This window comes from Paenibacillus sp. TSA_86.1 (genome assembly GCF_052691815.1).
Window position 1 is genome coordinate 484,454 of record NZ_JBQZGE010000003.1, and the last position, 24,079, is coordinate 508,532.

General features: G+C 49.4%; 17 protein-coding genes. All 17 read left to right on the forward strand.

The genetic code is table 11. The annotated features are described in order from the left end of the window. The first annotated feature begins 69 nt into the window (after positions 1–69). The 17 genes from addB (at position 70) to ACUTVW_RS11205 (ending at position 23,890) form a co-directional block, all read left to right on the forward strand. Positions 70–3,573: a helicase-exonuclease AddAB subunit AddB gene (gene addB / locus ACUTVW_RS11125; protein WP_445645849.1), complete on the forward strand. Its 3,504-nt coding sequence runs from the start codon at positions 70–72 to the stop codon at positions 3,571–3,573. Continuing rightward, positions 3,573–7,739, forward strand: a complete 4,167-nt coding sequence (gene addA / locus ACUTVW_RS11130; protein WP_445645850.1) for a helicase-exonuclease AddAB subunit AddA — start codon at positions 3,573–3,575, stop codon at positions 7,737–7,739. The genes addB and addA overlap by 1 nt, the downstream gene beginning before the upstream one ends. 50 nt (positions 7,740–7,789) lie before the next feature. After that, positions 7,790–8,974: an exonuclease SbcCD subunit D gene (locus ACUTVW_RS11135; protein WP_445645851.1), complete on the forward strand. Its 1,185-nt coding sequence runs from the start codon at positions 7,790–7,792 to the stop codon at positions 8,972–8,974. After that, complete coding sequence (locus ACUTVW_RS11140) at positions 8,971–12,390, forward strand: SbcC/MukB-like Walker B domain-containing protein (RefSeq protein WP_445645852.1); 3,420 nt, start codon at positions 8,971–8,973, stop codon at positions 12,388–12,390. The genes ACUTVW_RS11135 and ACUTVW_RS11140 overlap by 4 nt, the downstream gene beginning before the upstream one ends. A 330-nt stretch (positions 12,391–12,720) precedes the next feature. Further along, complete coding sequence (locus ACUTVW_RS11145) at positions 12,721–13,104, forward strand: hypothetical protein (RefSeq protein WP_445645853.1); 384 nt, start codon at positions 12,721–12,723, stop codon at positions 13,102–13,104. Positions 13,105–13,373: 269 nt separating this feature from the next. Further along, the gene (locus ACUTVW_RS11150) at positions 13,374–13,733 is read left to right on the forward strand and encodes a histidine triad nucleotide-binding protein (protein ID WP_445645854.1); all 360 of its coding nucleotides are present in this window, start codon (positions 13,374–13,376) and stop codon (positions 13,731–13,733) included. Between the two features lie 180 nt (positions 13,734–13,913). Beyond that, the gene (gene rpsU / locus ACUTVW_RS11155) at positions 13,914–14,087 is read left to right on the forward strand and encodes a 30S ribosomal protein S21 (protein ID WP_005547957.1); all 174 of its coding nucleotides are present in this window, start codon (positions 13,914–13,916) and stop codon (positions 14,085–14,087) included. A 15-nt stretch (positions 14,088–14,102) separates the two neighbouring features. Continuing rightward, positions 14,103–14,546, forward strand: a complete 444-nt coding sequence (locus tag ACUTVW_RS11160; protein WP_090914751.1) for a GatB/YqeY domain-containing protein — start codon at positions 14,103–14,105, stop codon at positions 14,544–14,546. Between the two features lie 427 nt (positions 14,547–14,973). Further along, on the forward strand, positions 14,974–16,287 hold the full coding sequence (locus tag ACUTVW_RS11165) for an NfeD family protein (protein ID WP_445645881.1): 1,314 nt from the start codon (positions 14,974–14,976) through the stop codon (positions 16,285–16,287). Positions 16,288–16,450: 163 nt separating this feature from the next. Continuing rightward, complete coding sequence (gene floA, locus ACUTVW_RS11170) at positions 16,451–17,458, forward strand: flotillin-like protein FloA (protein WP_445645855.1); 1,008 nt, start codon at positions 16,451–16,453, stop codon at positions 17,456–17,458. Positions 17,459–17,471: 13 nt separating this feature from the next. Then, positions 17,472–18,065 carry a hypothetical protein gene (locus ACUTVW_RS11175; protein WP_445645856.1) on the forward strand — a complete coding sequence of 198 codons (594 nt, stop codon included), beginning with the start codon at positions 17,472–17,474 and terminating at the stop codon, positions 18,063–18,065. Between the two features lie 189 nt (positions 18,066–18,254). After that, positions 18,255–18,548, forward strand: coding sequence for a sporulation protein YqfC (gene yqfC / locus ACUTVW_RS11180; protein ID WP_123062571.1), 294 nt, complete (start codon positions 18,255–18,257; stop codon positions 18,546–18,548). Next, complete coding sequence (gene yqfD / locus ACUTVW_RS11185) at positions 18,545–19,738, forward strand: sporulation protein YqfD (protein ID WP_445645857.1); 1,194 nt, start codon at positions 18,545–18,547, stop codon at positions 19,736–19,738. The genes yqfC and yqfD overlap by 4 nt, the downstream gene beginning before the upstream one ends. Before the next feature lie 6 nt (positions 19,739–19,744). Next, on the forward strand, positions 19,745–20,716 hold the full coding sequence (locus ACUTVW_RS11190) for a PhoH family protein (protein ID WP_434750093.1): 972 nt from the start codon (positions 19,745–19,747) through the stop codon (positions 20,714–20,716). Positions 20,717–20,732: 16 nt separating this feature from the next. After that, positions 20,733–22,982, forward strand: a complete 2,250-nt coding sequence (locus tag ACUTVW_RS11195; RefSeq protein WP_445645858.1) for an HD family phosphohydrolase — start codon at positions 20,733–20,735, stop codon at positions 22,980–22,982. 33 nt (positions 22,983–23,015) lie between these two features. Further along, positions 23,016–23,513 carry an rRNA maturation RNase YbeY gene (ybeY, locus tag ACUTVW_RS11200; RefSeq protein ID WP_434750095.1) on the forward strand — a complete coding sequence of 166 codons (498 nt, stop codon included), beginning with the start codon at positions 23,016–23,018 and terminating at the stop codon, positions 23,511–23,513. Continuing rightward, positions 23,513–23,890, forward strand: coding sequence for a diacylglycerol kinase family protein (locus ACUTVW_RS11205; protein ID WP_445645859.1), 378 nt, complete (start codon positions 23,513–23,515; stop codon positions 23,888–23,890). The genes ybeY and ACUTVW_RS11205 overlap by 1 nt, the downstream gene beginning before the upstream one ends. Positions 23,891–24,079 lie beyond the last annotated feature (189 nt).

A 24,079-nucleotide genomic window follows, 5' to 3' on the forward strand; every position in this document is an offset into this window, starting at 1 on the left:
GTTCCGAAGCGGACGAGGTGTGGTATACTGGAAATTAAAATCTTGTACGTGCAGTTTGGAGGATGACACATGTCCGTACGCTTTGTAATTGGCCGGGCAGGCAGTGGCAAAAGCACACTGATCACTCGGGAAATCACATCCTTGCTTAGGCAGGAGCCTCAAGGAAAACCGCTGATTCTGTTAGTTCCGGAACAGAGTTCATTCCGGACAGAACAGGCACTGGTTTCTTCAGGAGGAATTAAAGGCACGATGCGTGCCGAGGTGTTTGGCTTTCGACGTCTGGCTTATCGCGTCATGCAGGAGGCTGGAGGTTCGGCCCGTATTCCGATTGGAGCCGAGGGCAAGAAGATGCTTTTATATAAAGTCATCCAGCGCCGGAAGGAAGAATTACGGCTGTTTGCTGCTTCGGGCAGCCAGCTTGGATTTATTGGGGAATTGACGAATTTATATAGTGAGTTCAAACGATATGAAGTTCATGCCTCTTCACTCGAAGAGGGACTTGCAGAATGGAGCATTGCATCGGCTTCACCTATTCTGGAAGATAAGCTACATGATTTGAACCTGATCTACCATGATTATGAGCAGGAATTGGCTGATTTATATATAGATGATGAGGATACCCTGAACGAACTGACGGGCCGTTTGCCAGAAAGCACATGGCTACAGGGAGCTGAAGTGTGGATTGATGGATTTCACAGTTTCACTCCTCAAGAGCTAAGTGTTATTGGACAATTGATGTTGCAAGCTTCGTCTGTAACCATTTCCCTAACGCTTGATGGCGCTTACGAGCAAGGTATGCTGCCAGGAGAACTGGAATTGTTCTATCCAACCGCGAGTGCTTATGCGCGCCTTAAAGGCATGGCTGATCATTTGGGTGTGTCCAGCGATACAACGATACTGCATGCTGAAGTGTTGCCGAGATTTAAGGAGCGGCCTGGACTTGCCCATCTGGAGGCTGGTTTTGATCGGCGTGTTCGCTGGAGAAGTCAGGGCGAGGACTCGGGGATACGCTTGATCGCTGCGGAGAATCGCAGGGCAGAACTGGAGGGAGCACTGCGTGAAATGCGCCGTCTGGCGCAGGAGGATGGAGCGAGGTATCGGGATATGGCGGTGCTGGTTCGCGGCCTGGAGACTTATGCTGATATCGCGGAGCCGTTATTCAGGGATTATGATGTTCCGGTCTTCCTCGACCGAAGACGAAGTGAACTGCATCATCCTTTATCCGAATTCATCCGTTCAGCACTGGATATCGTCAGGCGCAACTGGCGTTATGAGGATGTATTTCGCTGTGTCAAAACAGATCTGCTACTTCCGCTGGATGGATCTATCACGCGTGAAGATATGGATCAGCTGGAGAATTATGTGCTTGCCTGCGGGATTCACGGATATCGCTGGACAGATGGAAAGCCGTGGAAGTATGTACCGAGTCTGTCTCTCGAGGAGAACAGTCAGGAAGGACGTAGCCGAGGACGCGATGCAGTATTATCACTGATGGAAAGCTGCAGAACCTTAATCACATCGGCACTTGGCACGTTCGAGAAACGAATGAAAAAAGCAAAAACGGCTGCCGCCCAGTGTGAGGCTTTATTCAGGCTGTTAGAGGATGCAGATATTGCACATAAGCTGGATCAGATGTCTACTCGGGCCAAGGCACAAGGGGATCCGGAGCGATCCAGAGAACATCGTCAAATGTGGGGTGCCGTGCTGGATCTGCTGGATCAGATGGTTGATATGATGGGCAATGAACGCCTGGATATCACTTTGTTCGCGGGCATGATGGAAACGGGATTGACTGAACTCAAGCTGGGGCTCGTTCCCCCGGCGCTTGACCAGGTGTTGTTTGGTTCCATGGATCGCACACGTCTGCGTGATATGAAATATGTTTTTATTCTCGGAGCAGTTGATGGAGAACTGCCAGCGATTCCTCAAGATAACGGTGTGTTAACCGAGCAGGAAAGATGGTTACTCAATGAAAGAGGGATGGGGCTGGGACCTGGAGCAACGAGACTCATGCTGGATGAACGTTTTCTGATCTACACCGCTTTGACAGCGGCCAGCAAGCAGTTATGGCTGAGCTATCCGGTCGCAGATGATGAGGGTAAATCACTACTGCCTTCCGAAATTGTGCGCCATGTACGCAAAATGTTTGGATTGCAGGAGCAGCCTTTACTTGCTCAGCCGCCAGTTTCGGATTCGGAGGCCGTGCATCTCTCATATGCGATTCATCCTGAACAGAGCCTATCCATGTTGATTGGACAGCTGCGCAGATGGCGCAGGGGAGAAGATATTTCCGACATATGGTGGGTAGTCTACAATTGGCATGTTACCCGTGAAGAGAGCCGCCCTGGGCTGGAGCGGTTGCTGAGTTCTGTCTTTTATCGTAACCGTGCGCTGCGGCTGCAAACTTCAACCAGCCGCCGGCTGTACGGTACGGAGGTGCGGACAAGTGTTTCAAGGATGGAACGGTTTGTTGCCTGTCCGTTCTCTCATTTTGCATCACATGGATTGAAGCTCAAGGAACGGCAATTATATCGCCTACAGGCTCCGGATATCGGTCAGTTGTTCCATGCTGCACTGAGTCAACTGGCGATGCGCCTGCGTGAGGAAAATCGTAGCTGGGGCAGTCTGACACCGGATCAATGCCGCCAGGAAGCGGAGCAAACGGTGGAGCAAATCGCTCCTCAGCTTCAGGGCGAAATCTTGCTGAGCACGAAGCGTTATGGTTATATTTTCCGCAAATTAAAAGATATCGTCAGCCGTGCATCCGTTATTCTAGGCGAACAGTCGAGACGCGGCAGTTTTGAACCGATTGGGCTGGAGCTTGATTTTGGTCCTGGGAAACCTTTGCCGCCCTTGCGTTTCGAACTGGAGAACGGCTGTGTATTGGAGATTGTTGGCCGGATCGACCGCGTAGATGTTGCAGAAGGTGAGAATGGTCTGTTGCTGCGTGTGATCGATTACAAGTCCAGCCAGACAGATCTCAAGCTTCATGAGGTGTACTACGGGTTATCGCTGCAGATGCTCACCTATCTGGAAGTGCTGCTCAGTGCGGCTGAGGAGTGGTTGGGGGAAACGGCGATGCCAGGAGGTACTCTCTATTTCCATGTGCATAATCCGCTACTGCAATCCGCCAATGGCATGACATCGGAACAGGCCGGGCAAGAGCTGCTGAAACGTTTTAAAATGAAAGGTCTGCTACTCGCTGACCGTGATGCCGTTGCTCAAATGGATAACACGCTGGACAAAGGGCATTCCGCTATAATTCCGGTGGCATTAAAAGCAGACGGCAGCTTCTACAGCAGTGCCGCTGTAGCGACTCCAGAACAGTGGGATACGCTGCTTGCCGCCGTTCGTGGCAATATCCGCGAGATTGGAACCCGGATTACGGACGGAGATACTGCGATTGAGCCTTATCGGATACAGCAGGAAATTGCATGTACGTTTTGTGCTTTCAAACCGGTCTGTCAGTTTGATGAAAATATTGAGGGTAATGATTATAAACTGTTGTCCAAACCGGGCAAACAGCAAATCTGGGACATGCTGTCTCATGGTCAGGAAGGGGGAACGTTATAATGCATATGCTTAAACCGGAAGGCAGCTTCTGGAGTGATGATCAGTGGAGCGCCATTGCTGAGCATGGAGAAGATATTCTGGTCGCCGCAGCTGCGGGATCGGGTAAAACAGCTGTTCTGGTCGAACGGATTATTCGCAAAATTGCAGACCCTTCCCAAGGATTCAGCGTGGATCGATTGCTTGTTGCTACATTTACGAAGGCGGCGGCTGCCGAGATGAAACAGCGCATTCGGGAAGCGCTGGATCGTGCGCTTGAGGAGCAGCCGGAGGAAGAACATTTGCGCAGGCAATTGTCGCTGCTCGGACGAGCCTCCATTACAACGCTACACTCCTTCTGTATGGAAGTCATTCGCAGGTACTATCAGCAGATTCCGCTGAATCCGGCATTCCGAATTCTGAATGAAAATGAGGCCGAGATGCTTCGTCAGGAATTGCTGGAGGAACTGTTTGAGGAAAAGTATGGCGAAGAAGACGAGGGCAGCACGTTCCGCGAACTGGTGGACTGGTTCAGTGGAGAACGGAATGATGATGCGATGCACCGGCTGGTGCAGCGTTTGTACGATTTCTCGCGAAGCCATTCATGGCCGGATCACTGGCTGATGGAGATGGCTGAAGCTTTTCAAGTGGAAAGCGTAGAGGCACTGGGTCAATCGGCCTGGGTGCAGAGCATTTTACGTGATGCGGCTCTCGCTCTTAGCGGGGCAGCAGGTTTGCTACGACAAGGAATTCAGATTTCGTTGCAGCCTGAGGGGCCGGCACCTTATGCGGAGACACTGCAAAAGGATTTGGCGATGGTTGAAGAGCTTTTATCCGCTGTTGAAGTCATGCCTTGGGACAGGTTGCCTGAGGTATTCGAGCCAGCTGTATTTGGCAAATTGAAGCCTTGTAAAAAAGATCAGACCGACCCTGGAATGCAAGAGCAGGTGAAGGAGCTGCGGGAAACGGCCAAAAAGGCTGTTGCCGATCTGAAAGGTTCACTTTTTGGCAGGAGTGCATTCTCCTTCTGGCAGGAGCTGGAGCAGGCTGCGCCGCTGATGCAAGAACTTTCTCGTCTGGTCAGTACCTTTGGCGAGCGTTATCGTCAGGCGAAGCAGGAACGCGGACAGGTTGATTTTAACGACCTGGAGCACTATTGTCTGCACATTTTGCGCCATGAGGATTCGACACCCGAACATTCGATGCCTTCGGATGCGGCGATGGAATATCGTGCACGTTTTGATGAAGTACTGCTGGATGAATATCAGGATACGAACACGGTTCAGGAGGATATTGTCAGATTGATCTCCAGAGAGAACCCGGGTAACCGATTCATGGTTGGTGACGTCAAACAGAGTATTTACCGCTTCCGCTTGGCTGAGCCAGGCCTTTTCATGAACAAATATCGTAACTACACGGCGAGTGTTCATGTGCATACGGATGACAACGAAGAAAATAGTACAAAAACGGGTGTAGCAACGGGAACGGGGAAACGAATCGACCTTGCCCGTAATTTCCGTAGTCGTGCCGAAGTGGTGCATTCCGTTAATGTTATATTCAGACAGCTTATGAACGAAGGGGTCGCTGAGATTGCCTATGATGAGCGGGCTCAGTTGGCCTACGGTGCATCCTTTCCGTCAGAGACACTTGGAAGCGAGGCGTACACGCCTGAGCTTGTGTTAATTGATCGCCAAGGCAGCGGAACGGATCTATCGGAGGTAACCGAAGATGGAGTAGATGCGGTTGGAGCTGCAGAACTGGAGAGCGCCGAACTTGAAACGGCTCAACTGGAAGCACGTGCTATTGCCGCGCGAATTCGAGAAATGGTCGGAGAAACAGATAAACCTGCGCTCAGCGTCTATGATAAGGCTTTGCAGACGATGCGTCCGGCACGTTATGGAGACATTGTTATTTTGCTGCGTTCGACCCTGATGTGGGCACCGCTGATGATTGAGGAATTCAGACAGCAGGGCATCCCGGCAGGTGGAGAGCAGAGTAAGGGATATTTTCAAGCTACGGAAGTGGAAATTATGTTATCACTATTGCAGCTTGTGGATAATCCAAGACAGGATATTCCAATGGCGTCCGTGCTACGTTCTCCTATGGTTGGACTAAATGAAGAAGAACTTGCCCAGATTCGTCTAGGGGACAAAAGACAGTCTTTTTATGATGCAGTCATATCAGCTGCAGGAGAGTGGAAGAGTGGATCAAATATACCCGGTCAGCGGTCTGAGCCAGGACAGGACCCGATGGATGAAGGTTTGATTCAGTTACAGTGGCCGGAAGGTTGGTCAGAGATCGAACAGGCTCAGCGCGAATCAGCCGTTACTACTGAATTAGAAGTGGATTCGGATCTGCAGCAGAAGCTTATTTGTTTTTTGCGTCAATTGGAACAGTGGAGACTGGAAGCAAGGCAAGGCAGCTTAAGTGAGCTGATTTGGCGCATTTTTCGCGAAACGGGATATCTGGACTGGGTTGGAGGACTTCCAGGCGGCCAACAGCGCCAAAGCAATCTGAAGGCGTTGTATGATCGAGCGCGTCAATATGAGGAATCAACGGCAAATCGTGGGTTGTTCCGTTTCCTGACGTATGTCTCCAGATTGCGGGAAAATGGCGGTGACCTCGGAGCAGCAGCCAGCGGTTCAGGGGAACAGGACAACGTAGTACGAATCATGACCATTCATCGAAGTAAAGGTCTGGAGTTTCCGATTGTGTTTGTCGGAGGTATCTCGAAAATGTTTAATCAGCAGGATCTTCATGCACCGTTTCTGATGCACAAGGAACTTGGCTTTGGCCCGAGATTTGTGGATCGTGACAACAGGGTGGCTTATCCTACATTAGCCAATCTGGCTATACGTCGGCGGGCTCAGTTTGAACTTTTGGCGGAAGAGATGAGGGTGTTGTATGTCGCCTTAACCCGGCCAAAAGAGAAAATGATTCTGGTAGGAACGGTGAAGGATGCAGCCAAAAAGGCGCAGGTTTGGTCTCAGGTTAAAGACAGTCCGGAACTGGCGCTACCCGATTATCTGCTTGCTGCGGGACGGAATTATCTGGACTGGATCGGTCCGGCATTGATAAGACACAGGGATGCGGCGGTGCTGCGTGAGCTTGCAGGGGATCGTGATCATTTTGCGGCATGTTTGGCAAGTGATGAATCACGTTGGAACATATCGGTGGTGGCTGCGGATCAAGTGTCACGTGATATGAACTCAGGCGTAGTACAGAACGAAGAAGACGTGATGAACGAGTTGAGAACAGAACGGACGACAGCTCTGCAAGAGTTGCAGCCGGTTCGATTAAATTCATCGGCAGCAGTGATTGAGCAGTCAGATTTAAACGAATCCAATGAAGAGGTTCTGGATGGACTTGTGCGTGAAATAGACAAACGTCTTTCCTGGACGTATCCGAATGAACAAGCCTCACATGTGGCTGCGAGCACTTCGGTGACCGAAATGAAGAGCTTGCTATCGAACCAGGAGGATGTTTCGTATCGTGTGATGGAAGAGCTGCGGGAGCAAGCGGAGATTCTTCAGGGAACCCAAGCCATGCAATCTTCATTCAAACTACATCTGCGCCGTCCCAAATTCATGGAAGAGAGACAACTGACGGGAACAGAACGGGGAATCGTGTATCACACGTTGATGCAGCATCTTCCTGTAGACGGTTCAGTTGTGGATACAGCTGTTGTTGAACAGACCATTTCCCGCTTGCTGGCGCTTCAAATTTTGCTTCCTTATCAGGTGGAGGCAATTGAACGCAGTGAACTAACGTCCTTCTTTGAAACACAACCAGGAATGGAGATGCTTCGTGCATCATGGATTAAAAGGGAGATTCCATTTACTTATGGCCTCCCGGCACATCAATCTCCTGCGGAGTGGCTAAATGAATTGCAGCGGAATGAAGAGCAGGAGATGTTCGGTGAACATCGTAAAGTGCAGGCTCTGCTAGAGAACGAAACCGTGCTCGTAAGGGGGATCATTGACTGTCTCTATGAGGTCGATGGTGAACTTGTTCTGCTAGATTACAAGACCGATCGGGTGCTGGATCATCGCGGGGGGCTGGAACCGCTGATTGAAAACTATCGTTTCCAACTAGAATTGTACGGACGGGCGATTGAGGATATATTGGGTCGGCAAGTTGACCATACATGGCTCTACTTTTTTGATGGTGGTCATGCGGTTAAATTATAAAGTGATAGAAGAAATGATAGATGAGTTAGGGAAGAGAGGTGGAACGGACGATGCGTATCTTGCATACGGGAGACTGGCATCTGGGGAAAACGCTGGAGGGACGAAGCAGGCTTCGTGAACAGGAGGACTTTGTCGATGAACTCGTCAAACTTGCCGATGATCAACAGGCCGATGCTATTTTGATGGCTGGAGATGTGTACGATTCTGTTAATCCACCTGCCTCGGCTGAACAACTGTTTTATGAGGCGGCAGCACGTTTGACCGAACATGGAAGACCCCTTGTTGTCATTGCAGGCAACCACGATCAACCCGAGCGGGTAGCTTCGGTGACCCCTCTTGTGAACAGACAAGGAATTACGTTGGTTGGCACGCCGGTATCAGAAGCGGTTACCATTCATACACGGCGAACCGGAGAGACAGCATACATTGCAGCTTTACCGTACCCCTCGGAAGCGAGATTAAATGAGCTGTTAACGACAGATGGAGACGAGAATGTGCTTCGTCAAGCTTACAGCCGCAGAGTGGGCATGTTAATGCAGCGTTTGGCCTCTTCCTTTCGTCCAGATACAGTGAATCTCGCCATGAGCCATATTTATGTGTTAGGCGGAGTAGAGAGCGATTCAGAACGGCCTATTCAAGTGGGGGGAGCCTACACGGTAGACCCATCTTCTTTGGCTACAGGGGCACAGTATACTGCACTGGGGCATTTGCATCGGGCACAAGCCGTGAAAGGGGATGGTGTCATTCGGTACAGCGGTTCTCCACTGGCGTACAGTTTCTCGGAAGCTGGACAGAGCAAATCCGTTACAATGGTGGATCTCACACCAGGTGGAGCAGCACAAGTCGAAGAGGTGTTGCTTACCTCGGGGAATCCGCTCGTTCGTTGGAAGGCACGCGGCGGTCTGGCTGAAGTGTACCGTTGGCTTGACGAAGGACGTGACCCCAAGGCATACATCGATATGGAAGTCTGGCTGGAGGATGCGATGTCTCTGAAAGAGATTCAGCAGTTGCGTAAAGCCCATGAGGGCATTATCCATATTCGTCCTGTATATCCCGAGATGGAAGCAGCAGGGCTTATAGAGCAGCGTTCAGAGCTGCCAGTGCATGAACTTTTCCGCAAATTTTATCAGCGTCAGACTGGCGGAGCACAGCCCGAAGATAGCCTTGTACAGTTGTTCCTGGAGCTTGTGGATGAAGACGAGCCAGGTGCGCGCGAGGAGGTCGAAGGCAGATGAGACCGATTTTACTGAAGGTTGCCGGACTGCAAAGTTATCGTGAGATGCAGGAAATTGATTTTACGGTGCTGACGGAGACGGGTTTGTTTGGGATTTTCGGGCCTACCGGCAGTGGCAAATCTTCCTTGCTTGATGCGATTACCCTTGCCATGTATGGCAAGGTGGAGCGGGCTGTGAATGGTACACAGGGCATTATGAATCATGCCGAAGATTCGCTCTCTGTTGCTTTTACATTTGAGCTTGTTTCGGCAGAGGGTACAAGGAGATTTCGGGTCGAACGGCGTTTCAAGCGTAACAATGAAGTATCTGTCAGCAATACGGTCAGCAAGTTTATCGAGACGATTGACGGGGAAGATCAAGTGCTTGCTGACAAGCTGGCCGAAGTGAATCGGTGCGTTGAAGATGTGATTGGTCTGAAAATGGATGATTTCACAAGGGCGGTTGTTTTGCCACAAGGGAAATTTGCCGAGTTTCTCTCGCTGAAAGGGAGTGAGCGGAGGCAGATGTTGCAACGGCTCTTCCATCTGGAAAAGTACGGAGATCAGCTCTCGATTAAATTGAGTCGTCGAGTCAAGGACAACGACATGGTGCATCAATCCCTTGCTGCAGAGCAGCAGGGACTCGGCAATGCCAGTCGAGAAACGCTCGAAGAAACGAAACATTTGCTTCAGGCTGCAATTCAGCATGCCGAGGTATCGCGTAAAGTAGTGGATTCAGCGGTGAAGGAAGCAGAACAATTTGGCAAAATCCGTGAGCTGAGTCAGGAACGGCAAACAAGAATGGAAGAGCAGCAGCAACTGCATTCCAGGGCAGAACAGATTGAAGCCAATGAAGAACGTTTGAAGTTATCGGGAGCTGCCGAAGCGATGCTGCCTGCTCTTCAGACCGTGCAGAGCGCATCTGCAACCCGGAAGCAGCGGCAGATGGAGGCAGAAACGGCTCGGCAGCAGGCGGTAGAGCATGAACGTGTAGCTGTGCAGGAAGCGGAAAAGGCTGAAGAGGCCCGGCAACAGTTGGCAGCAGAAGAGCCGAAATTACTCCTGCGTTTGGATCAGCTGGAACAAGCCAAGGAACTGCAGCGGGAACGGGATGGTCTGCAGGCGGATTGTTCCCGACTTGCACAGCTGATGGAGAAAGGGCAAGCAGAACAGACAACATTGAGGCAACAGCTGCATAAAGAGCAGGAGCTTCAACTGCGTGGACGTAAACGGCGTGAGGAATTACAGGAGAGTCTCAAGCCAAACGAAGTAAAATCCGAGGAGCGCAGACAGCTGCAAACAGCGCTTGAACTGAAACATCGGATCGATACGGCGTCTGAGCAGGTAAAACAGCATAAAGTGGATATGCAGACCTATCAGCAGTCTGCCGAACAAGGAGCCGCCAAGCTGGAAGTGGCGGCTGCGGAAGAGAGACGCCTGACCGAACAGCGCCAGCAATTGGTTGAACAGGCGTCAGCGGGTCTTGAGGCCTTGCTTGCCTGTGAGCAGGATCTCAGCCGCGAACAACGCTTGCTGGCCCAGGCGGAGGAACAGCTGCGTGGCACGATGCGTGAGCAGGAGCTGCACCGGCTGTCCACCGCCTTGCGCGCCGAGCTGCGCGATGGCGAGCCGTGCCCGGTGTGCGGCTCCGCACACCACCCGCTCCCGGCTGCGCCGCCGGGAGAAGGTCCGCACGCAGACGATGCGGACCTGGAACTGCTGCGCAGCCTGCACGCGGAGCTGCAGGAGCTGCGCTTCGGGCTGCGCCAGCAGCTGCACGAACGTCGCAGCCTGCTGACGCAGCTTGGCGCCGCGGCCGGCGATGCCCCGGCCGCAGCCGAGGCCGCGCCTGCGGCAGCGGAGCCCGAGCCTGCCGGATCGCCCGATAGCGGGCGAACTCCGGCGGGCTGGGCAGCGCGTGCCGCTGCGCTGCGCGAAGCCGCGCAGGCGCTGGCTGACGCAGCAGCGCCACTGCAGGGCGAAGCCGCCGCGTTGCAGCAGGCGGCTTCGGGCGCGCAGCAGCGCCGCATGGAAGCGGCAGCTGCGCAAGAGGCCGGCCGTGCCGGGCTCGCCCAGGCGGAGCGCAAGCTGGCCGAGAGCGAAGCCGCCGCGGCTGCATTGCAGGGCCGCTGGGCGGCAGAACTGCCTGACATCGCGCAGGAGGAGGCCGCAGGCCGCTATCAAGCGATGCAGGAGCGCGATGCACGCGCCGAAGACATCAAGGAACGCCTGAGCAAAAGCGTCACGTTCCTTGAGGAAAAAGAGCAGCTTGTCCAGACATTGCAGCAGAAGCTGGTGGAATTGGACAAGCAGCTGATCCAGTGGCAGACCGAATGGCAAGGCGGCAGCAAGCAGCTTGCCGAGAAAGAAGAACGTCTGCGCCAGTGGGTTGGCGAGCAACGGGTAGAAGATCTGATCCACGGGGCGCAGCAGCGCTTGAACGAACTGCGCAAGATTGCGGAAGAATCTGCACAACGCTTCAAACAAGCGGATGCGCAGAAGCAGGAATCCGTGAAACGTGACGTAATGACACAGCAGGCGTCCGTTTCTGCGGCAGAGCATCTGGAACAGGCGCAGGAGCGTTGGCAACAACTGCTGGAACAGTCGCCGTTCGAAACAGATATCGCTGTTACACAGGCGGCTATGGCTGCCGAGGACGCCGAACGGTTGAAGAAAGAAATTCAGTATCATCGTGAACGTGAGCGCGAACTGGCTTCTCAGCTGCGTGAGCTGGAGCAGAAGCTGGATGGTGCAGTTGTTACGGAAGAGCAGTGGATCGCTTGCACAGAGCGTTTGAAACAGGCCCGTTTCGAGGATGAGACAGCGTTACAATCGAAAGCGCGTGCCGAGCGAGATCTGGAGGATGTGCAGCAACGCCATGTTCGCTGGACTGAGCTGGAGACGAAACGACTGGAGATTAGCCATCAAGGCGAGTTACTGAGCAAGCTGCAGGCCGCTTTCCGGGGCAATGCATTTGTAGAGTACATTGCTGAGGAGCAGCTGATGCAGGTAAGTCATGCGGCTTCCCAGCGTTTACGTTTCTTGACGAAGCAGAGATATTCCCTTGAAGTGGATTCGGGCGGCGGTTTTGTTATCTGCGACGATGCGAATGGCGGCGTCAAACGTCCGGTGTCTACCTTGTCCGGGGGAGAGACATTCCTAACCTCGTTGTCACTGGCCCTGGCTTTATCCGCTCAGATTCAGCTGCGGGGACAATATCCGCTGCAATTTTTCTTCCTGGACGAAGGGTTCGGCACATTGGATCCGGACCTGCTGGATACGGTCATCACATCCCTGGAGAAATTGCATGACGATCGGCTCACCGTAGGGATTATCAGTCACGTTCCTGAACTGCGTGCGCGTTTGCCGCGCAAGCTGGTCGTTATTCCGGCGGGGGATGCTGGTGCGGGATCGAGAGTTGTGTTGGAAAGTTTGTAAATTCTGATTGAATGTAAATGAATTGTTTGTAAAATATTTCTCTTTTTCTACCCTACGTTAAACGAGTGAGTTACATCACAGATACAGGTTCACCACGCTGTTATACTACAGCTAAGCCGACAAACTTGCTTTAAGCTCCCCGCCCGGACATCTGTTCAGGAAGCATCCTGTATAGATGTCCGCGTAGCAGGACTTCTACGGAAGCCCTATCGCGAGGGGCTTCTTTTTTTTGTTCAGCATGCTTTCCCGTTGTGTTATTTTATCCTCTCATGCTCACGCTTTGATCTAAACCTCTCTAATGCAGTGTCAATCTGCCCAGTTCTGAATACGATGAAGGGTGAAGAAGAGAAGCATTGGGAGGCGTTAAGCGTGGATAAAGTAGCAGCAAAGAAACTATGTAAGGATCACATCCATCGTTATGTATGTATTCAGATGAATGATGGTTCGCATTATGATGGCATTGTAGAGAATGTGGATGATGAAATGATTTATTTGGCCGTTCCTGTTGGGAATGAAGTGATGGCAGGCCATGCCAATGTGGGTCCGAATATGATGCCTGTAGCTCATTATCCAGCGGCGGCTGCTCGTGGATTTTATCCTGGTTACGGTTATCCGTCCCCTTATCCTTATTATGGCTATGGTCGCAGACGCTTTAACAGGCTGGTTCTGCCTTTATTTGCACTGACAGCATTAAGCTTGCTGCCGTATTATTAAAACCGGTTTAAGTCCGCATCACATGTGACCTCATAACGAGCAAACATCTTAAGGTCATACCCTGGCAATGGCATTCATGCCTGCGGGTGTGACTTTTTCTTTTAAAAACGATCACAAGGGAAAAGGAGTACGCGCACGTAGATAAAAGCATTTGTTCCAGTGTTGTGCAGAAATTAAACAAGCCCGCGCAGCATTGGACGTACGATTTTACTTTTAGTATGATATAGGGGTATACATAATTTGAAGTCAAAGGAAGGAGGGATTGTACGATGGACTGCTTATTTTGCAAAATTGTAGAGGGCACCATTCCCTCCAACAAAGTACTGGAGAACGACCATGTGATTGTATTTCACGATATTCATCCTGCGGCACCTACGCATGTGTTGATTGTTCCGAAGAAACATATTGCATCCATGAATGATGTAACCGCAGAAGATTTACCTTTGATCGGGGAAATTCATGCGGCTGCACAGGAGGCTGCCAAACGGCTGGGCGTGCAGGAATCGGGATACCGGTTAATTAACAATTGCGGCCAAGACGGCGAGCAGACGGTGCACCATTTGCACTATCATTTGCTGGGCGGAACCAGACTGGGTGCGCTCACGAGTTTGTCTGATTCTCACCAATAAGATCACGTTATGATGCACTCAGGTTGCAATATTGTTTTTTGCACTTGATAAATTGCTGTAGCTCAGCTAATATTAAGGGATCACGTTAAGGTTGACACTTTTATTGCCTTTCGCCTATAATGAAAGATGATGAACCGTGTTATTGCTCTTGGACGGTCTGGTCGGAGGGAGGGAAAACTGGTGTCTGAAACTAAAGTTCGCAAAAACGAGACTATTGATGCTGCACTTCGCCGTTTTAAACGTTCCATCGCTAAAGATGGCGTCTTGGCTGAGGTGAAGAAACGTAAGCATTATGAGAAGCCAAGCGTAAAGCGCAAGAAAAAGTCCGAGGCTGCTCGTAAGAGAAAGTTTTAGGAGGATTTTAACTACATGAATCTTAGCGAACGATTGAACGAAGATATGAAGCAAGCGATGAAGAGTAAGGACAAGTTCAGACTCTCCACCATTCGGTTGATTCGTTCGACGATCAAGAATCTTGAAATAGATTTGAAAAGAGATTTGGATGACAACGAAGTGCTTGATATCCTGAGTCGTGAAATCAAACAGCGCAAAGATGCCCTCCAAGAATTTGGCAAAGCAGGTCGCGAAGAACTCGCGGCAAATGCCGAAGCGGAAATTGAAATACTTATCCAGTATCTTCCTGCACAGCTTACCGAAGAAGAAATTAAAGTAATTGTACAGCAGACCATCCAGGAAACCGGTGCTTCTTCGAAAGCCGAGATGGGGAAAGTGATGGCGGCCCTTATGCCGAAAGTCAAAGGCAAAGCGGACGGCAAACTGGTTAATCAAGCAGTTCAACAATTTCTGCAATAAAGCAAATTCAATAAACACCTCCTGACTTGTCAGGAGGTGTTTTTTCTATTTTCGTCTTCATCGTCATTAGCATCATCTTCTTTTTTATAGTGAAATAGTTCACGAGAAGGTCATTCTCCAAATTGTTGCTATAATACACGATTACATTCTATTACATGCGTAGGGGGCTTATTCATATATAATTGCATTTCTTTCCTTCACTAAAACTACACATAAATTTATAAATAATGGATCTAAAACATGATTTTGGATATATATTTCTTGCAATTACTCGAACATTCAAATATAATTTTAAGTTTTTGAAACGTAATGTTGCATTGTGCGTAATAAATACCATAAGCTGGACAGTATAACATTATCGGAAAAGGGGGGGACTTATGTGAAGGGAAAGCGCCGGAAGAAGCTTGCGGGCTCAATACTGCTCTTGATGCTGCTGACGCTTTTGCTTCCTGTTTTGATTGGAATACCGTCAGCGCATGCAGCTGAGAAAAGCGGCGCCGTATATATTATTCCGGTAGATAAACCAATCGAGCAGGGGTTAGGCAAATTCATGGAGCGCGGATTCAAGGAAGCAGAGAAAATGAATGCTGGCTTGATCATTCTTGATATCAATACGCCGGGAGGCCGTGTGGATACTGCAGATGCGCTAGGTACGATGATCAAAGACAGCCCGATTGAAACGTTGGCGTTTGTCCGTGGTGACGCTGCATCCGCAGGGAGTTTTCTTGCCCTGAATGCAGATAAGATCGTAATGTCACCAGGCAGTATGATTGGTGCGGCAGCCATGGTAGACAGCACAGGCAAACATGTCGACGATCCCAAGCTGGTAGCATACTGGACGAGTAAAATGGAGGGTGCTGCCCAAAAGAGTGGCCGGGATGGTGATATTGCAGCAGGCATGGCTGACGTGAATATGGTGGTAGAGATGCCGGAGATCAATAAAACCAAACAAAAAGGTGAAATTATTGCTCTCTCCGCAGAGGACGCATTGAAAGTGGGTTATGCCGACCATATCAGCAATACACCTGAGGAAGCAGCAGTTTGGCTTGGTTATAGTCAAGAGCATGTGTTCAAATTGGAACGCACTGCTGCCGAGAACATTTCCACATTTTTAACCAATCCGATTGTGATGACGGTACTTCTGTTCATTGGTATTGCTGGTGTCATCATTGAGCTGATTGTGCCTGGATTTGGCGTTCCAGGAATTGTAGGGATTGTATGTTTTGTGCTTTATTTCTCCGGAAACTACATTGCGGGGTTTGCCGGGGCGGAGACATGGGTATTATTTACGGTCGGGCTTGTCATGATGATTCTGGAGATGTTTATTCCGAGCTTTGGGATTCTGGGGATTTTGGGATCCATTGCGCTGGTAGCCGGAGTTGTCAGAGCAGCTTACGACACGAGTGATGCGTTTGTGTCCCTGGGTATTGCTTTTGGAGCTGCACTAGTCGTAATCGCGATCATCGCTGTGGTCTTCAAGGATCGAGGAATATGGAATCGATTCATATTAAGCGATAAGTTGTCAGCTGACCGTGGATATTCTTCGGCTACAGAACGTAAAGAGCTGATTGGCTTGCAGGGCATCAGTCTTACACCGCTTCGTCCATCAGGAACGGCGATGTTTGATGGTGAGCGCATCGATGTGGTCACCGATGGCGGATTTATTCCAATTGATACGCCGATTATTGTGATCAAAGCAGAAGGTACCCGGATCGTTGTTCAACAGGCTTTGCCGGTGTAACCCTGCGGTTGCCGAAGCGATGATATCACTTCGGCAACGTACATAACCATGCTGCCGAGCTGCAGGCAATGTGGTGCAAGAGGTTTCAGCAGCGGATTCATTAGCGTCAGTTCTGATGCTCCCTTTTACAAAAAAACATATTGCAAACGGAGGAATTTAAACTATGGATCCAATGATCACCATTTTGCTCATCGCGGTACTGGCGATTATCGTATTGAGTGTATTCTTCAGCTTTTTCCCGGTTATGCTCTGGATCTCGGCTATTGCATCCGGCGTGCGTGTAGGTATCATTACGCTGGTGGCCATGAGATTGAGACGTGTAACACCAAGTCGTATCGTTAACCCGTTGATCAAAGCAACCAAAGCGGGTCTTCAACTGACAATGAACCAATTGGAGAGTCACTTCCTTGCGGGTGGTAACGTTGACCGTGTTGTTAATGCATTGATTGCTGCACAACGTGCCAATATTCCACTCGAATTTGAACGTGCTGCAGCCATTGACCTTGCAGGTCGTGACGTATTGCAAGCCGTACAAATGAGCGTTAACCCGCGTGTTATTGAAACACCAATCGTATCCGCTGTAGCCAAAGACGGTATCGAAGTTAAAGTTAGAGCGAGAGTCACAGTTCGTGCCAATATCGATCGCCTCGTCGGTGGTGCTGGTGAGGAAACCATTATTGCCCGTGTCGGCGAAGGTATTGTAAGTACGAACGGTTCCTCGAACTCTCACAAAGATGTCTTGGAAAATCCGGATTTGATCTCTCGTACGGTATTGTCCAAAGGTTTGGACGCGGGTACCGCGTTTGAAATCCTGTCTATTGATATCGCGGACGTAGACGTAGGTAAAAACATTGGTGCCTTCTTGCAAACCGAGCAGGCAGAAGCAGATAAACGTATTGCACAGGCAAAAGCAGAAGAGCGTCGTGCAATGGCCGTAGCACAAGAGCAAGAGATGAAAGCACGCGTTGTTGAGATGAGAGCACGTGTCGTAGAGTCCGAGTCCCAAGTTCCACTCGCGATGTCTGAAGCACTCCGCAGTGGTAAAATTGGCGTGATGGACTATATGAACCTGAAAAACATTGAAGCGGATACTCAGATGCGCAACACTTTGGGAAAACCTGCTGAGGGTCCGAATTCCAATGATCAGGGTGATTCCAAAAACGGAAGATAGGCGGTGAATGCATATGAGCCTATTTGAGTGGATATTTAACAATCTGTATGTTGTAGCCATTGTTGCCTTTGCCCTCTTTTCGTTCCTTGGAAAGTTGGGGAAATCGGCAAACCCCAATCAGAAGCGTCCTGGTAACGGAATGCCGACGTTTGGAGGCGGTGAAGACGCGAATCGTCGTTCCGGTAATGCTTCTCCGCAGCAGTCATCCGGAACAGATGACCGCCGTTACGAGGAGCAGCATGACGAGCGTTATGACAGTGAGCGCTATGATGATGAACGTTATGACCAGCCTTACCCAGAGCCTGCAGCGTCTTCCCGTTTGGAAGGTGATTTTCGAGGTGACCAATCCATGGGTAGCATGAAGAGCTCGGTCGATGAGCAGATGAGATTGATGGAAGAACAGCAACGTTTGATACAGGAGAGACTGAATCGTATCTCTTCAGCAAGTTCTCCATCGGTATCGAACTCCAGTTTTGAAGATACGGATACAACGGATACAGGGGCTTCCCGTCTTCGCCAAGAGGATATACGAACAGGTGTCCTCTGGGCAGAAGTGCTCGGTTCTCCCCGTTCGAAGCATCCTTTTGGCACAAGAGGTAAGCTGTAGACGTCTGCAAGTTATCTGTTATATCTAAGATCCAATGAAGCCTTTTCTGGCGGTATCCTGCCTCCAGAGAAGGCTTTTTTTGTATGCCTGTGTTTTTAGCAAAATTTGTACATTACCGCTCACCAATTCTTCATAATTCCCTGAATTTGCGCATAAGTTGAACTGTAGAGGAAGGGGGAAGACCTTCGAATGACCCGGATCAGTCGCAAGCTGCGCAGATGGACCAGTGAAGTGCTGGATCTGCCGCAGGATGTGCTTTATGATATGCCACGGTTAACCCTGATCGGCAGCAAGCAACTGTATATAGAAAATCATCGTGGTGTCATCCATTTCACACCGGATCGCATCGTACTTGCTCTGTCACAAGGCCAGTTAGAGATTAAAGGCAGCGCTTTGGTCATACGTAACATTTTGCCGGATGAAGTAGCAATAGAAGGTACTATTCTGGATATCCATATGAATGGAGTGGAGGGAAACGGATGAAGCAGCCCAGTCTGTATAAATTGCGAGGAGCCGTGAAGATCAAAGTTACAGGCGGAGACATTGAGACTTTAATCAATATGATAACAGAGCAGCGGCTGAGTGTATGGGATTTGCGTGCACAGGTTGGACGCCAGGCGGAGATGAGCATTTTGCTTCCGCATTTTTTCAGACTGCGTCCCCTTGTAAAAAGGACAGGCTGCAGAGTGAAAATCACTCACCGCAGTGGATTACCCTTTTTCCTGGCTCGTTTGTTCCGCAGGAAGTTTTTTGCCTTCGGCATGTTATTTTTTGTGGCGGCCCTATTTGCGCTATCGTCCATGATTTGGAATGTGGAAGTCAAAGGGAATGTAACGATTCCAACAGATGAGGTGCTGGCTGCGGCCAAAAAGGAGGGCCTCTATCCCTTTCAATGGGGGTTCCGAATGGAAAGCCCGGACAAGCTCTCCAGACAGCTTGCGCTTGCACTGCCGAATGTAACCTGGATTGGCGTAACCAAAGAAGGGACAAGAGTTACGATTCAGGTGGTCGAGTCGGCGCAGCCTAAACGTGAGCCATTGCTGAACCCAAGACATCTGATCAGTAAATCCGATGCGGTTGTCACCCAGATTTATGCCGAACAGGGACGTCCTGTTGTACAGAAGGACATGCGTGTCAAGAAAGGACAAGTGCTGATCTCGGGCATTCTTGGTGATGAGGAAAATACCAAAACGATTGTTGCTAAAGGAGAAGTCCGGGGAATGGTCTGGCGGGAATACGATATACAAGTCCCCCTGATACAGAAACATCAAACGATGACGGGGGAGAGCAAAGAGCGGTTTTATGTGGTACTTGGGGGTTGGGCAATCCAATTATGGGGGTATGGAAGTACGCCCTATAGTTCATATGATACGGAGACCTACCACAAACCTCTCACCTGGCGTTCCTTCACCTTACCTATGGGATGGATGACAGAGAAGGATATGGAAACGAATTTTCATCAGGAAGAGCAGAGTGTCGCTTGGGCCAAAACAAAAGGTTTGGAAGGGGCGCGAAATGATATTTTGGCCAAGAACGGTAAAGGTACGGAAATTTTAAGTGAAAAAATTTTGCATGAGAAGAAAGAGAATGGTAAAGTTTATATGAAAGTATTATTTGAAGTAGAAGAAAGCATCGCGGAAGAACTTCCGTTAGTCCATAGTCAAGGAGAATGAGGATATTTGTCAGAGCAAACACGCAGCATACAAATCTCGCTCCAGAGTGCGGGAGAGGGGCAATCTCTGTTTGGCCCCCAAGATATTTTTCTGAAACTAATTGAATCCGAGATTCCTGCCCAGATCGCGTCACGCGAAGCAGAGATTAATATCTTTGGTACTGTGCAGCAGGTGGAATCCCTTGAACAACTATTCGATGTCTTATTGCAATTGATACGTAACGGTTACGTGTTAACCGAAAGGGATGTCAAGTATGCAATAGAACTGGCAAAAGACTTGCGGGCAGATCAGCTTCTGGATCTGTTCAAAGGCGAAATTACGACGACATATCGTGGTAAGCCGATCCGTGTGAAAACGATTGGACAGAAACATTACGTAACCACGATTAAAAAACGGGATATCGTATTCGGGATTGGTCCTGCCGGAACAGGCAAAACCTACCTTGCTGTTGTGCTGGCTGTTGCCGCAATTAAAGAAGGCAGTGTCAAACGCATCGTGCTTACAAGGCCTGCGGTTGAAGCTGGTGAAAGTTTAGGTTTCTTGCCAGGTGATCTGCAGGAGAAGGTAGACCCGTATCTGAGACCACTGTATGACGCGCTCTATGACGTTATGGGGCAGGAACAGACAGCAAAGGCACTGGAACGCGGATTGATTGAAATCGCTCCCTTGGCCTACATGCGTGGGCGCACGTTGGATGATTCCTTTATCATTCTGGATGAAGCACAGAACACAACACCGGAGCAGATGAAAATGTTTTTGACTCGTCTTGGTTTTGGCTCCAAAATGGTCATCACAGGAGACGTGACACAGATTGATTTGCCGCGCGGCAAAAAATCAGGACTTGTCGAAGCGAATACGATCCTGAGCGAGGTTCAGGAGATTGGATTTGTACATTTCGCCGAGCAGGATGTTGTGCGTCATTCCCTCGTCCAGAAAATCATTGTGGCTTACAACCACGCCGCAGAAAATCAAGCATAGAAAGGGATTGTCTAAAGTGACCTCGAAAGAAATGTCAAAAGGCAAATCTTTTCAAAATAAAGCGACAGGATGGAAGTATAGCGTGTGGGCACGCTATCTTCTCTTTTTGTTTTTAGTGATCCTCTTTTTCGTGAGCCTTTCCTCCAAGCTCTTACCCGAGAAATATGATATCCAGGAAGGTACACGAAGTGAAGTGGACATTGCTGCGCCTATGCAGATTCCGAATAACAAGGCTACGCTTAAGGCTCAGGAAGAAGCAGCCGAGCGTGTGCAGCCGATATATCAGATCGTGCAGATGCGCAATGAAAACTTGATGACAACGCTGCTGGATCGCATTGACCGTTTAAATCAGGACGATCAAATCTCAAGTCAGGACAAGATTGATATATATCGGGACGAAATTCCGCAGCGTCAGAAGGATTTTGTGTCTAATTATATTAATAACAATCGGAAAACAGGTACATACTCCGACACGCTGCTTGAAGAAATTCGAAACGTGGTGCAGGAACAGAGCTACCGCATTCCAGAAGAAACGTATATCAAAATCTCCCGTTTGACTTCGGATGATATTCAGGAGATGAAACCTGTAGCACGGGACATTGTGGCGAGATTGATGACAGATCAGGTCGGTGAGGCTTCAGCGGCGCGTGCAAAAGTGGCGGAAATGGTTAGTGTTAGCTCACTTAGCAAACGTACACAGCGTGAGGTCGTGCAGGAGCTTACGCGACTGGTGGTAACCGCTAACCGTTTTTACGATGAAGAGGGAACCAAGGAAGCGAAAGTTCAAGCGCGTGAAAATACACCGACCGTCTTTATCAAGCAAGGGGATACACTTGTTTCCAAAGGGGATATGATTACCCCGGAAATGTATGCATTGCTTAATGAAAATGATTTGCTGAAAAATGAAGTCAACTACTGGCCGCAGCTGGGACTGCTTTTGTTCTCAGGTATGCTGTCGGCGGGGATTTTAATGTTTATTCAACAAGGCAGCGGAACACATTTCAAATACAATAATGCGCAGCTGCTCATGTTAGTACTCATTTTTATTATTACGATTGTTGTGATGCACGTGACCGCTTTAATCCAGACCAATGAACGTCCGTTTATCGGTTTCCTGGCACCTGTGGCAGTGGGTGCGATGTTGATTGCTCTGTTATTGGATACTTCACTTGCGTTTGTGTGTTCGATAATGATCGGTATGTTGTCCAGTATTATTTTGAATACACATCAGGGGCAGCTGTTCGACTTTGAGCTTGGTTTCTTTGCGGTTGTCGTTTCATTTGTAGCGATTTTTGCAACGCATCGAGCAAGTCAACGATCGACCATTTTAAAAGGCGCTATTATGGTCTGCCTGTTTGGTTCATTGGCTGTATTCACCCTGGCTTTGATCGACACAGGAGACTGGAATCGAACTACGACGCTTTATGGCATCGGATACGCCTTTGCTGGCGGAGTACTGACAGCTATTCTGGTGATCGGCTTAATGCCGTTTTTTGAAACGTCATTTGGAATTTTATCGGCTCTTAAACTTGTGGAGCTTTCAAATCCAAACCATCCGTTGCTTCGCAAATTGCTTACCGAGACACCTGGCACATATCATCACAGCGTTATGGTTGGTAATCTGTCGGAAGCAGCCGCTGAGGCTATAGGTGCTAACGGGTTGCTCTGTCGTGTCGGCTCATATTATCATGATATCGGCAAGACTAGACGCCCCATCTATTTTATTGAAAATCAGAACAATATGGAGAATCCGCATGATTCGATTGATCCCAAGTTGAGCAAGTCGATCATCGTTGCACATGCAAGGGATGGCGTAGAAATGCAGAAGGACTTTAAGTTGCCAAAACCTATTCGGGATATTGCCGAGCAGCATCATGGCACAACATTCCTTCACTATTTCTACCATAAGGCGCTGCGTCAGGCAGAAGAAGCGGGGATCGAACCTGATTTCACGGAAGAGGATTTCCGTTATCCAGGTCCGAAGGCACAGTCCAAAGAATCTGCTATTGTGGGAATTGCCGATAGTGTAGAAGCTGCGGTTCGCTCGCTTCGCAAGCCGACCGTGGAGCAGGTAGAGTCGATGATTGAAAAAATTATTAAGGGACGTCTGGACGATCATCAATTTAACGATTGTGATCTTACCATGCGTGAACTGGATATCGTTGCCAAGACATTAAAGGAAACGGTCATGGGCATTTTTCACTCCAGAATCGAGTATCCGGAAGAGATCAAGAAACCAAAGCCGACATCGCCTGAGGCCGGCTGATCAATATTACGAGTAGACAGGAGTTATGAAAGAATGAGTCTTAACCTCGCATGGAATAATGAACAACAGGATAAAGAAATCACAGAGCCGATGATCGTGATGTTGGAGCAATTGCTGGCACTTGCTGGTGAAGCCGAGGGAATTACGGATGGAGAGGTTGCTCTCACGTTTGTTAATGATGAGCAGATTCACGAGCTGAACCGTGATTATCGAGGCATCGACCGTCCTACAGACGTGTTGTCGTTTGCTATGAACGAAACCGTGGATGAAGAGCTGGACATTATCTACGAGCTTGATGAGGATGAGGAAATGGAAGAAATGCCGGATGTGCTTGGTGACATCATCATTTCTGTTCCGCGGACGATATTGCAAAGTGAGGAGTATGGACACTCGTTCGAGCGTGAGCTGGGATTCCTGTTTGTTCATGGCTTCCTGCATCTGCTCGGTTATGATCATCAGGATGAGGCAAGTGAAGCAGAAATGATGGGGAAACAGGAAGCTGTTCTCGCCCGGGCCGGGTTGACACGATAATGAAAAGGCGCTCCTGGGGTCTGGTATTCCTTAACGCTCTGGAAGGAATTGCATACGGCTTGCGTACGCAACGGAATGTTAGAGTTCACACAGGAGTTGCCATTTTGATGTGTGCAGCCGGATTTTTTTTCCACATTTCGAGAACAGATTGGATGTTTGTTCTGACAGCTGTATTTATGGTTTTAGTCACCGAACTAATGAATACAGCTTTAGAAGCAGCTGTTGATTTGGCACAGCCCGATATTCATCCGCTCGCAAAAGCAGCAAAAGACACCGCGGCTGGGGCAGTTTTACTGGCTGCGGTGTTCGCCGTCATCATAGGATGTATTGTTTTCCTCAAACCAGTACTTACTTGGTTGAGGATTTTACTGGGATAACAGCGATCAAAAGGTTATTCTGTCATCGGAGTGCCCAGTGCAATCAAATGGTTTAAGGTTTTATTGCACACCATCAATGAAGGTGTGTCTCTGCTTTTAAGTTGATTTCCTAAGATTACACAATAACGGAGAGGACAGAAAAAACCTGAAGAAGCGAAGCGCTCGCCTTTATCATCGGATTTTCACTTT